Here is a 13267-nt window from a genome sequence, read left to right on the forward strand (position 1 = left end):
TTACACGGGTCTGGCTTCCCTGTACCTCATCGCCATCTTTCAACTGGCCAATCTTTCGGATATCGAGACGAACCGAAGCATAGAACTTCAGGGCATTTCCACCGGTGGTGGTCTCAGGATTGCCAAATATTTTTATTATATGATTCTATTCTGCTTTCAACTATCAAAAATTAGTACAAATACTATGAGAAATCTATATCTTTATATTTTATATATTGCTTTTTAAAATATTAGAGAAATAGTCAGTTCGAGAATCTATAATTGCCTGCTGACACTTCATATAGTTGATATCCTTCCTGATTTCCAATATGAATTGCATGACCTGAGTTCTCTGTGATAGTTTCATTATTTTCCTGTGGGAACCATACTGTAGCACTGCAGTTAGGAGGCACAGTAATGTTAAGTGTAAGATTTGAACCTTGTCGTTCCCAATGTGATTTAATCAGACCTGATGGAGAATCAAATTCAGCTTTTGCCCATGATAATTGAGATTCAGTAAGTTTTGGCACCCTAATGATAAATTTCCTGTAACCTGGAAAATCCTTATCTTGTCTGATTCCGGCAACTCCATCTATGTACCAAGCACCAGGGTATAAGTAAGAACTATGAAGCAGTGAGTGGCCTCCTAAATCTTTTTCCCAGCTTTCCCAAATAGTTGTAGCGCCGTTTTCTTTCATAAATCCCCAGCCTGGATATGTAGTTTGAGATGTCATTGAGTAAATAAGATCATCACGGCCCTCTTCACGAAGTACCTTAAACAGCATTGCTCCACCTGTTATACCTACATCGATATGACCGTTCTGATTTATAAGAATCTCATTCTCGAGACTTTTCATTATTTCTAGTCGGAGTTCTTCTGGCATAATATCACCATATAAAGCGGCGGTCAGACTTCTCATCGACATATCTGAATAGTTTTTTTCCTCTTCAATATAATATTTATTGTGGATAGCTTCACTTGCCAGTTTTGCTTTTTCAGACCAGATTTCTGCATCTGTTTCTCTCCCAATTATCCTGGCTATCTGAGCTGCTGTTTTAAGATTATACACCCAATAGCAATTGTTAAAAAAAAGGTTCTCATCTGAATAATTATTCATACCGGCAGCATTAGCACCAGGCCATAGCCAGTCACCAAGGAAGTCCCATCTGCCTCCATATCTATTAAGTAGATTGTTTTCTACGTGACTATCCAGAAATGTAAGCCAACCTTTTATCATCTCAAAGTTTTCTTCAAGTGCTCTTATATCACCATGGTATTGATACATAAACCATGGGAGTGTAATAACTATTCCACCCCAGGCGGGACCACCTCCTCCATGATATGTAGGTGCTGTCTGAGGCATAATACCACCTCCTAATATTCTGCCGCTTCCTTCCTGTTTTCGAGCCCACTCCGGATCATTCATATTACCTACCATTGGTTCTGTTCCCTGAACATCTCTCCAGTCTTCAAGCCATTTAGTATAAAATGCTCCAAGTTTGTAGTTGAGTAGTCCTGTTTCTGAAGTTGCATGAGCATCACCTCCGTAACCAAACCTCTCACGTTGAGGACAATCAACAACAAAACCTCCTAACGAAAGATTTTCGAAAGTCCATTTTACTCTGTTATATATCCAGTTTTGAAGTGAATCTGAACACTCAAAATATGTTGCATCATCATAATCAGTGCGTACCAGCCAACCCTTGATATTATCTTTAACTGGTGGTGTGGTTAATCCTTTGATTGTAATCCAGCGACCTGACATGTAGTTAAAGTGATTGTGGAATGTTCCCTCTCCTGAATTATCCAATACATATGCACTATGGAGTGCGAAAGTCATATCCTGATCTTCTCTTTCAGAAAATAGAAAATGAATAGTATCACCTGGGTTACCTTTTACATGAATATCGGTCCATCCGGCAAAATTCACTCCCATATCTACACGATATGAGTCATCTGATCTATGTTCAATGTCAACAGGCTGAATTTCATCAATTAACCTGTTTGGCTCTACTTGCTGTGCTGAAAGTTTCAAAGATGGATTTAAAATGGTTGAACTTTTCCAATCTTCGTCGTTGAAATCTACTGAATTCCAGTTCTCAATTTCCTGATTAGCATCCCAAATTTCACCACCATAGCCACCTACGCCAAATCCCCAGTTACCAATAAGTTTATTTGGACTAGGATGTGTTCTCCAACTTTCATCTGTAATAATACGTTCGATTACTTCTCCTTTTTCATTGTATATATCTGTTTGCGCAATCGCTATAGGTGCACGAGGCTTATCATCTGTTGCATAAGGTGCAAAAATTGACCATCCAGTACCTAACCATAGAGCAATTACATTTTCACCATTAATGAGTTCTGGTGCAATTTCGTATGCAATATAACGCGCTCGTTTTGTATGATCAGTTACTGCCGGGGGGAGAACATGATCATCAATTTTTTTCCCATTGACATAAACTTCATGGAAACCGATGGATGCTACAAAAAGTGTTGCTTTATATGGCTTCTCAGTTAGAGTGAATTTTTTTCTGAACCATGGGTCATACATTTTATTGGGACCTTCAGAAGGGTTGTAAGATTCACCTGTACCAATCCATTTTGCAGTCCATTCATCCTGTGAAAACAGACCAGTACTCCATTTTGATATTTTACTATATTTTGACTCTACTCCCTTTTCATCTTTAACTGCTACTTTCCAGAAATATGCTTTGTCAGATTCTAAAGGAATTCCATTATATTCTATCAACTGCATTTTGTCTGATTCGACCCAACCAGAGTCCCAAATATCACCAACGTTATCTTTTAGCCTGCTTTCTGACATACTCACAAGTATGCGATATGCTGTTTGACTTTGACCAAAATCTGACTCTTTGGTTGGCTCTAATGTCCAGCTCATTCGAGGTTTTTCTATATCCAGGCCTAATGGATTTGTAAGATATTCTACTGTAAGACTGATTGGCATTACACTGCTTCTACTACTTTTTGAGCATGAGTACATAAAAAGTAATGAAAATGAAATAAATGCCAGATAAATTAGAGTTTTGCTTGTTTTCATTTCAATCTTGATTTCTTGGGTTATATAATTGAGGCAACCATACCTTAAAGAATGGGAAACTGTATGAACTATTGCCTGCTGATGCATAATCGCATAAGTTTACTTTTATAGGTTGTGAACCCTGTTCTGTATAAGATTCCGGAATAAATTGTGCTGAAAATATCATGTATACTTCAGGATCTGAAGATTCTTCTTTAACCAGATCTATATTTCCTTTTTCATTTATAATGGGTGTTAGAATGGCCTCTAGAGCAGGTTTGCCAATTCTCTCATCTCTACAGAGAACTATGGGACCTCGGGTTATTGCAACGTATTCATGTGTATTGCCAGATCGATGTATTTTTCCTTGCATCTCAAATTCTATGGTAATCTTATCATTATTTTTCCATTTACGCTTCAATTTAGTATAATTTCCTGGTAGTACATTACTTGCTTCATATTCAGTGTTTCCATTAATAAGGATTTTATAGTTTGTGCTCCAAAAAGGTACTCTTAAGGCTATTTCCATATTTTCATCTTTCTCTAAAACCAGATTCAGATCAATCTTTCCCGAAACAGGATAGTTTGTATTCTGTACAATTGCAAACTCCTGATTCTCTGGACTTATGAGATGATAAGTTCCATCAATATAAAAATTAATATAAGCTCCATCCTCTGATTGCATTACTGCAGTTTGTGGGATTGTGAACAGACCTCTGGGACCGCTGGCATTACAGCAATTTAGTCCCATACCACACTGCTCGGAACCTTCAAGACGCTGACCCGACAGTGGAGTGTATTTTGCCCAATCTGAACCATCAGGCTTCATTGCACCCAGGAGTGCATTATAGAATGTCCTTTCAATTTCATCAGCATACTTGGCTTCACCGGTAAGTCGTAACAACTGTTGGTTAAATTTTATCCACGTTGCCGTAACGCAAGTCTCCTGGTAATGAGCAATGGGTATTGTCTGTTTTTCTCTTCCAGAGAACCATGCTTCCATTGCAGAGCCTGATCCTGCGATATTAATTTCACTATCAATAATACTCTGCCATGTTTTCTCAACGGCTTCTTTATATTCTTCTTTTCCGGTTATCCTAAATAATTCAAGCAAACCTTCATAACATGACATCATTTCATACGCTTTTTGCCCTTGTTCCCATCCATACCAGTTGTCAACAGGTTTGGGGAAACGCTGTGATACAGGTATGTCGGCTTTGGAAATTAATTGTGGACCCTCATCTGTTTCCCATTGACTTACGATCTCTTCCGCAAATTGAAGGTACTTTTTATTGCCGGTTCGTACATAAAGTTGACAAATTGGTTCTAACACTGATGATGCAGCCATTCCACGGTGGTTGCCCATCAACACAATCTTTGAGTTTTTATCATTGAGTTCCTTAATAAGAAAGTCAGCTTCTTTCGCTGCTGATTCTAGAGCCTTTTCATCATTTGTAATATCGTAATAGGCTATCAGACCCAGCATACAATACTTTCTTCCCCAAATATCCCATGCTTTTAATCTACTTTCAGGTGCATAATTACCAATGTAACCATCATTAGTTTGGGTTTCCATCAACCCATATGCAGCCTGTTTTAATTTATCAGCCAATTCAGGAGTAGGGATATATCTATATGCCAATACAGCTGAAGTGAACCACTTACCCCAAAATTCACCTTGCCAGCAACTATGTTCATCTCTTACAGTGAATGGCTCAATCAGTCTCTCTGCATCCTGTGCAAGTATACGATTTTCATAAGAAGCTTTCATTTTATCTCCTACAAAACCATTTAATATAACATCAAATGACACGGATAATTTATCCTGAGCATTACTTGCACTAAAAGTTAATGCCAATGTTGTAATTATAATAACTGTTTTTATTTTCATGACTTGAGATTATTAAGTCTTTGTTTTTTATGTTAATATTTAAAACCTGAATTCAATAGTGTGGTTACCGGAACTCAGTTCAAATTGATCTACAGGATTTGAAACGCCCAGTGAACGAGAAAATATAATTTCACTGTTAACTATCACCTCAGAAGTATATTCAGGAATCTGCAATATTCCAGTTGCTCCAACAGGAACTTTTACATCCAGTTGCATTCTTGTCTCAAAAAGTTCCCAATTGACTTCAATCATACCATATGGAGTCATCTGTGAAGTTTTTGCCCATGTAACACCTTCAGGAATTTGAGGGTCAATTAAGAATTTCTTATACGCTGGGATATTATCTACTATACGTATACCTCCAACAACCTGATAGAACCACTGTCCAACGCCATTAAAACAATTGTGAATTCTACTTCTATTGCCATTCCAATGCTCCCATGTAGTAGTTGCCCCATTCTCAATCATATAAAGATATCCGGGATAAGATTTCTTTTTTAACATTGAGTAAACAAAATTTGGTTTATTAGCAGTTGCTGCCCATTCCATCATCACAGGGATTCCCACCAAACCTGTATTAAGGTGTCCATTGAACTTCTCAGCTGTCCTTTTAACAAGTATCTCAATTAAGTTTTCATGTAATTCTTCAGGAGCAGCTCCACAAAGCATAGGAAATATTATATCGATCTGAGAGCCTGTTGCATAATACCCATCTGCAGCATTGTAAAAATTCTCATGAATTTTTCTGTTTACTTCAGCCTTCTTTTCTGAAAATTTTTTCTTATCCTCTTCTTTACCCAGTACTGAGGCAATCTCTTCCATTTGATTTAAACATACTGATAAATAGCAATTACTCACTAAATCCACAGATGCTTCATCCAAATGGTTAGGATCACCAACACCCTCAGGAGTAGCCCAATCTCCTAGATACCAGTTTCTGTAGTCTGTATTTGGCCATTTTTTAAGTAGCCCATCTATACAATATCTGTCAACATACTCCAGCCATTTTAACATTACAGGGTAATATTTCTCTAATATCCTCTTATCAGCATAATTTTTATATGTATTCCATGAAGCTGAAATTATAAACCCACACCAGTATGGACCACCTCCGGCACTATAAGGATTAGGCGCTGTATGAGGCATGCCTCCATCTTCTCTAATTACATCTCCCCATGCTTGTATCCAATTGTTATACATAGGTGCTAGATTAAACATTGTTTGAGCTGTAATAGTAGAAGCATTACCATCACCACCATAACCCAGTCTTTCAATTTGAGGGCAATCAACCAGATAACCGCCTAAACCAACATTACGTAGAGTATATGAAATCATATCATGAATTTGATTCAGATCTTCATCAGAGGATATGAACGAAGAAGTAGATTCAAAGTCGGTATGTATAAAATGAGCCTTTATATCTGATAATTTAGGCTCCTGATTAAGATTTGTAATTTTCACATAACGGAAACCATGATAGTTGAACTTGTTTATAAAATGTTCAGTACCACTGCCTGAAGCAATATATTTGTCAATCTGTCCCTGCCAATATATTTCACCATCATTAGTCAAGTGATCTGAGAATTCCATTATTATTTCCTGGTTCTTTTCCAATTCTGGAAATGTGATTTCAAACCATCCTGAAATGGTAGTTCCCATATCAATTAAATAAGTATTTTCAGATAACCTTACTGCAGAAATTGGGCTAATTGTATCTTTTATTCTGTTGGGCTCTGTCATCTGAGGAGTTACTTCATGTACTGGGATATCAACAAGAGATACTTTGTTCCAAACTAACTCATCAGGGGATTCAAGAAAAAGATTTCTTGTTTCAAGGTTTCCATTAATTATTTCTCCTCCATATCTGCCAGACCTCCAATTGCCGATTCTCTCATATTCACTATTACGGGCTGTCCATGTTTCATCTGTAACTATAACATTACTGATTGTTTTATTTGATACTTTATCTAATTGAGCCTTAAATGCCGGTCCACTAGCTGTAACACCTGGTAACCCGTCTGTGTACCAACCACTCCCTAACCAAACAATAATGTCATTTTGCCCCGATTTTATAAATTCAGTTACATCATATGTGTTTATCAGCGAACGTTTATTAAACTGTGAAACGGCGGGTGATAAAACATTATCGCTCACTTGTTTACCGTTGAGGTATACTTCATGATATCCAAGTGAGTTTATATGAAGTAAATATGTCTCTTTTTTATCTGGAGCAATTACTGAGAACTGTTTTCTAAATTGAGGGGTAAGATTAAATCCATTTAATACCTGACTACCGGTTTCTGAGTTTATATTTGATCTGTTTTCAGTTATATTACTATCAATAAATCCAATATATGAAGCTTTCCAATCTTGTGGAGTGAGAAGACCAATGCTCAATCTTGACGGTTCACTCCATTCAGATACATTATCATTTTGATCCCATACTCTTACTTTCCAATATAGTATCTGACCCGACTTTAGATCTTTCCCTTTGTAGGTAATTAGATGGCTTTCAGAGGAATTGACTTTTCCGGAATTCCAATAATCATTCTTATCCTCAGTTAAAATATCTTTTTCAGATGCAACTATTATTTGATACGATGTTTGGACTGAACCCTGTTGATCAGATATGTTTATCCAACTGAATCTGGGTTGCCTGCTATTAATTCCCAATGGGTTAGCTAAATGTTCACATCTTAGATTCTGAACGTAAATCAATCGATTTGAATTGCAACTCAAAGTGACAAATATTGTTGTTAAGATGACAATAATTTTATAATTATGTTGTAACTTATAGTTTTTCATTCGTATTTAATTTAATTATACTTTTTATTTTCAGCTAATTACACCCTCTAAAATAACAATAATAAGTAATTTGTATAATGTTTTACTACATTAAATGATTTAAATACTTATGATTATGATAGAAAAAACTTCTATTTGTAAAACAACTTCTTTAGGTGCCTTTCATAAATATTCTCTTTAACACCTGCTCCAATTATATCAGCATGTTTTATAAGTAGATCACGGAATTCATCACCCATTTGTGCAGCTACTGGGTAAGCCACATGAATAAGCTGCCTGAAGTTCGGATTATATTCCGGATGATCAGGAATATGACGTAGTGTATCGGAAAACTTTTCACCAGACCAACCATTTACTTCCTTAACTGAAGGCAGAAAGTTAGGATCAATATCAATAACATCTGCATAGGGAGTACAAAGTTCTTCGCGGCGATTAAATGCGTTCTCATATATCTTTTTAGCAATTTTAAGGCCACCACCACCAGCAACAGATAATCCAATAATCTCTTCGAGCCAGGTTGTTCCTGCAGTTTTAACATGTAATCCTTTGTTATATTTAATTAATATGCTTTGGATGATAGGGTAAATTGAGAACTTATCACTACCTGAATGAACGCTGAGTTTAAGATCATAAGGTAAACCGAACTCTTTTATAGCATAATCGATTATCAGAATATCCTCTTCAAATTCTTTTGAAAACTGTTCAAGATTCCCAGAGTAATCTATGCCCTTATTAAATCTGCCTGTAAATTTGGGAGCAATAGTTTGAACAAAAACGCACTTATCTGCTAACATTTTTAATATGAACAACAACTCTATAGGAGTTTGAGGTGAGTCAACCTCATCCATTGAAACCTCTGTAATGAAGTTCCCTTTACCTTTTTCTTTTTCCAGGTATGCATATATTTCTGATGCTTGTTGCGTTGCAATAAGAAATTTACGACCTATTTCATGTAAAAGCTCTTTTGTAATACTTAATGGATATTTAATTCCGGGAATATTCAATTGTCCGATATACTTTCTGCAGGACTCAACAAAAAGATCAATATCCTTCTTAGCACTTTCTTTCCCAATATAATTTGCTACATCAAGAGTGAAAAAATCTGAAGTATCTACATAATTTGAAACAGTATCTTTATTTATATGATCTGCATCTACAAAATATCTTCCTCTATACTTCAGTGCTTTTACTGCTTCATCAGCTTCTTTACGAGTGTCAGCCGAAGTAGTGCCTACATATATATGCTCCCTGTTTGACTTGTTCCATACAGGTGTTATCTCTAATCCTTCCTCAGCTGCACTAATAATTGCCGCAAGTTGTGCTTTCCCCTGAAATGTAAAACGATCACCAACACCGAAACTATATTTTCCTAATTTTATCATAGAAGGTTATCTATTGAACTACTATATCTTATTAATATTAGGATTTATAGTAGTGAGATCTTTTATGTATACTATTTCTTTAGAATCAATACTCTTTCTGGCAGCAATACCAATCAGGCACGCCAAAGCACCATCTCTTACCCCTGCTGTTTGTTTTAATGGATCCTTTGTACCGGGGATAAAAATTTGATCTCTCAATAGTTTGTCTCCACCACCATGCCCACTACCTTGCTCAATTCGTATATATTCTCTTTTACTAAAATTTTTGTACAAAACTATTTCATCAAAATTTACTTCAGTAGTAGGGTTAGATTCCTGAATCCATGCATCCATTCTGCCTTTTGTACCATTAAATGCAATTCTGTATCCCTCATAGGGAGAGTAGGCAGTCAAAGAGTATGAAACTTGAACCCCATTCATATATTTAATGGTTGCAGCCATTTTATCAAAAATGTTCACATCATTTCTGAATACACATCCATCACGAAAATATCCATCATATTTTTCATTATCAACATATAACCTTTTGTTGGTTTCATTCTTCATGATATCATAATAGAAATTACACACTTTTGTATGATTACAATTTCTACAGTTTTCAGCTCTGAATGTACCTTTCTTACCATAAAAATTTAAGTCTCCTAATGCATAAACACTTTCAGGATCACTATCTATCCACCAGTTAAGTAGATCAAAATGATGACTTGCCTTGTGGACCAAAAGTGATCCGCTCTTCTCTCTTAACCTATGCCATCTTCTGAAATAGTCTGCTCCATGAGAGGTGTCAAGATACCAGTGAAAATCAATTGAGGTCAGTTCTCCAATTTCTCCTGCACGAAGAATCTCCCACATTTTGGCTCTATGTGGTGAATAGCGATAGTTGAAAGTCACTCTGAAGTTCTTACCAGTTCTCTTTTCAGCATCAATAATAGTTTGAATTTTCTTTTCATCAATTGCCATTGGCTTCTCACATATTATATCAGCCCCCATCTCCATACCTTTTTTTGCAAAATAATCATGTGTATTATCATCAGTAGTAATAATCAGAACATCAGGCTTGGTTTCAAGCATCATTTTTTCAAAATCGGTGTATGTAGGACAATCTGATCCAATCATTTTACTTCCAACTTCTAACCTACCTGGATTGTGATCACAAAAACCAACAAATTCTGCATAATCAGAATAGTCTTTCAATACATCTTTTCCCCACATTCCGACTCCTCTTACACCTAAACCTACTAATGCTAATTTAGTTTTGACTGCAGAGTGTTTTAGTGCAGTAACATTTGCAGCAAACAACTGAGATTTTCGGTTAATAACAGAAGTTCCGGCAATTGCTCCTGATACAGCAAGGAAATTTCTTCTGGACATTGATGAACTTTTGATTTTCATATTATTTATAATTTAAATCAGATTAATTTCTAATTATAATTTGTAGTCCTCTATGGTAATGATAATTTAAAAGTATAGCTTCCTGACTCGAGAGCAATTTTGTCAAGACCTTTACTGTCAGTACCTTGAATTTTAGCATTTTCGGGCAAATAAAATGTAGCGCTACAATTTGGAGGCACAACAACATTATATACTACATAGTTAGCATCCCATCTCCAGTCAGAAATAATAGTACCAAACAGAGAATTAAATTCTGCCCTGAATTGCCCCAGCTCTTTTTCAAAGTGAGGCCTCAGTATTATATGTTTAAACCCAGGCTGTTTATCATCTGGATAAATGCCTCCCAAACCTTTGAAGAACCAGGCTCCAATTTCGCCAAACATCATATGATTATCGGAGATATCTCTTTCTGCTTCAAGATCCCAGTTCTCCAAAAGCGTTGTAGCTCCATTTACAATCCACCAGCCCCAAGAAGGGTAGGTGTCTTGTACTGCTACTTTATAAGCTACATTAGAAAACCCATTTTCGCTCAATGCATTTAAAAGAGCTTTAGCACCTAATACCCCAACATCAAGGTGATAGTCTGCCTCTTCTACCTTCTTTGCAAGATTGGAAGCAACAAGAGGGATAAATTCTTCAGGTACAACTTTCCAATGAAGTGGAACACTAAGTTCAGTCTGAGTTCCACTTGCATAAATACCCGTTTCACGATTTAGGAACTTATCATTTATTGCTTTTTTAATCTTATCGGCTAAAGTAGAATAATAGATGTAATCACTCTCTTTCCCAAACAATTTTGCAGCATTTGCCAATATTTTGGTGTCTACATAAAAGTAAACAGATGATGTTAACTCAAGATTAGATCTGGATTTAACGGGAACCCAGTCACCTCTTCCCCAAGTGGTTAGTCCGTCGGGGCTAGTCCTATCTACATAGTTAACATATCTCTTTATATTCTCATAACTGTCATACAATAGTTTACTGTCACCATAGAAGCGGTATATTTCCCATGGAATAATGGCTATAGTACTTGTCCAGTCAAGCCCGTTAGCTGTTCCATATCCCCATCCACCTGTTGGAATTATATCAGGTAAAACACCATTAGGCTGCTGTTCGTCTCTGTGATCAGCAATCCATTTCTCATAAATTGTTATTCCATCAAAGTTGTAAAGAGCTGTCTCTATTGCAAAATGACCATCACCCGTCCACCCATTCTTTTCACGCTGTGGACAATCAGTGGGATAACCCATCAGATTGGATAAATAAGCATTGTTAGTAGCCCACCACAGACGATTAATCAATTCACTTGAAGTTTCAATCTTGCCTCTTTGAGGGACGTCACTATGCATAAAATATGCTGTAAGACTTTTACTGTTTAGCTCTATAGCATTATTTGCAGTAACTTCAGCATATCGAAAGCCTTTATAATTAAATTTAGCCATAAATTCATCTTCCCTCTCTCCGCTAAGTATCAACACATCAGTTTGAAATGGGTCTGAATCATTATCACCGCGGTAATAAACATTTATATTAGCTAAATCAAGCCGACCAGATTTATCAAGCCTTTCACCATGTTTTATTTTTACTTTTGTACCCTTTATGCCAGAGATATTTATTTTTGTTACTCCGGACATATTCTGGCCAAAGTCGTAGAGATATGTGCTATCGTTTATTTTTTTGAAATCAACCGCAGGAAGCATTTTTACATTTCTGATTGGTCTCAGTTGCTGTGCAGTTATGTTGGTAGAAGGTGCAGATCTCAGTCTTACTCCCTCCCAATTTGAATCATCAAACCCTGGTTCACTCCACCCAGTCTTCTCAAGATTTGCATCATAATGCTCGGCAGTGTAAATGCTGTTAAAAATAACTGGGCTGTCTGATTTAACCCAGCTCAAATCGGTTGGTATAATTTCAACAGTTCCATCGGTGTATGTAATTCGTAAGTCAAGACAAAAAGCCGGTCTGTTTCTCCATGGAGCTCTTTCAAAATCCCATACACCGAGAGATTGATGGTTATACCAACCGTTGCCAAGTATTACTCCAATAGCATTTTCTCCTTTTTGCAATTGCGAAGTAACATCATGTGTAACGTAGAGATTTCTTCTATCAAAACGTGTATACATCGGGTCCAATCGTTGATTACCTATCTTCTCCCCATTTATGTATAATTCATAAAGTCCTGCTACTGCTATATATACCCGTGCAGACTCAATCTCTTTTTCTGATTTAAATTTTTTACGAAAATAAGGCGCAGGTTTATAATGAATATCTCTTCCATCACTTATCCAATTACCATTCCAGTTTGACATATCCATCATACCAGTCTCGAATCTACTGATCTCAGAAATACTCACATTCATATTATCATCCCAAATAATTACTTTCCAGTAATATTTGGTAAAAGGCAAAAGATTTACCCCAGTATACTTGATTAACTGATTATCTGACTTTATTACTCCAGTATCCCAGCTTATCCCATCATAACTTCCAGAAACTGGTGTATTTCCACTAATGTTATCAACCTTTTCAGGATTAGTACCCACAATCAATCTATAAGCTGTCTGTTTTGCACCATCTCTATTATCTTCAATTCGCCATCTTAATCTGGGATTAGGATTATCAATTCCTAAAGGAGATTCGAGGTAATCAGTTTGAAGATCAACGGGTTTAAATGAAATGCTCTTATTTAGATTTTGTCCATTTGAAAAATTACAGAAAATAATTAATAAGAACGTTGCAATTGATATAGGCTTAAGAAAACAACTCATAAATATCAG

Annotated in this window: 6 protein-coding genes and 1 pseudogene; all 7 read right to left on the reverse strand. The window is 36.3% G+C overall.

The features are described from left to right. A pseudogene (locus PHO43_RS04480) lies at positions 1 to 130 on the reverse strand (recombinase RecA); the annotation flags it as partial. A 112-nt stretch (positions 131 to 242) separates the two neighbouring features. After that, complete coding sequence (locus tag PHO43_RS04485; RefSeq protein WP_288011465.1) at positions 243 to 3041, reverse strand: family 78 glycoside hydrolase catalytic domain; 2799 nt, start codon at positions 3039 to 3041, stop codon at positions 243 to 245. Position 3042: 1 nt separating this feature from the next. Then, positions 3043 to 4911 carry a glycoside hydrolase family 127 protein gene (locus tag PHO43_RS04490; RefSeq protein WP_288011467.1) on the reverse strand — a complete coding sequence of 623 codons (1869 nt, stop codon included), beginning with the start codon at positions 4909 to 4911 and terminating at the stop codon, positions 3043 to 3045. Positions 4912 to 4950: 39 nt separating this feature from the next. Then, positions 4951 to 7716: an alpha-L-rhamnosidase gene (locus tag PHO43_RS04495; protein WP_288011469.1), complete on the reverse strand. Its 2766-nt coding sequence runs from the start codon at positions 7714 to 7716 to the stop codon at positions 4951 to 4953. A 131-nt stretch (positions 7717 to 7847) separates the two neighbouring features. After that, on the reverse strand, positions 7848 to 9098 hold the full coding sequence (locus tag PHO43_RS04500) for a tagaturonate epimerase family protein (RefSeq protein ID WP_288011471.1): 1251 nt from the start codon (positions 9096 to 9098) through the stop codon (positions 7848 to 7850). Between the two features lie 21 nt (positions 9099 to 9119). Continuing rightward, positions 9120 to 10490 carry a Gfo/Idh/MocA family protein gene (locus PHO43_RS04505; RefSeq protein ID WP_053826020.1) on the reverse strand — a complete coding sequence of 457 codons (1371 nt, stop codon included), beginning with the start codon at positions 10488 to 10490 and terminating at the stop codon, positions 9120 to 9122. Positions 10491 to 10540: 50 nt separating this feature from the next. After that, positions 10541 to 13258: an alpha-L-rhamnosidase gene (locus PHO43_RS04510; protein WP_288009067.1), complete on the reverse strand. Its 2718-nt coding sequence runs from the start codon at positions 13256 to 13258 to the stop codon at positions 10541 to 10543. Between the last annotated feature and the right edge of the window lie 9 nt (positions 13259 to 13267).

The organism is Lascolabacillus sp. (assembly GCF_028696275.1).
GTDB classification, from domain to species: Bacteria; Bacteroidota; Bacteroidia; order Bacteroidales; family Dysgonomonadaceae; genus Proteiniphilum; species Proteiniphilum massiliensis.

What these genes read in the sequence shown, in the direction of transcription:
- PHO43_RS04485 (WP_288011465.1), bottom strand. Translation starts at nt 3,041, where the DNA reads ATGAAAACAAGCAAAACTCTAATTTATCTGGCATTTATTTCATTTTCA.
- PHO43_RS04490 (WP_288011467.1), bottom strand. Translation starts at nt 4,911, where the DNA reads ATGAAAATAAAAACAGTTATTATAATTACAACATTGGCATTAACTTTT.
- PHO43_RS04495 (WP_288011469.1), bottom strand. Translation starts at nt 7,716, where the DNA reads ATGAAAAACTATAAGTTACAACATAATTATAAAATTATTGTCATCTTA.
- PHO43_RS04500 (WP_288011471.1), bottom strand. Translation starts at nt 9,098, where the DNA reads ATGATAAAATTAGGAAAATATAGTTTCGGTGTTGGTGATCGTTTTACA.
- PHO43_RS04505 (WP_053826020.1), bottom strand. Translation starts at nt 10,490, where the DNA reads ATGAAAATCAAAAGTTCATCAATGTCCAGAAGAAATTTCCTTGCTGTA.
- PHO43_RS04510 (WP_288009067.1), bottom strand. Translation starts at nt 13,258, where the DNA reads ATGAGTTGTTTTCTTAAGCCTATATCAATTGCAACGTTCTTATTAATT.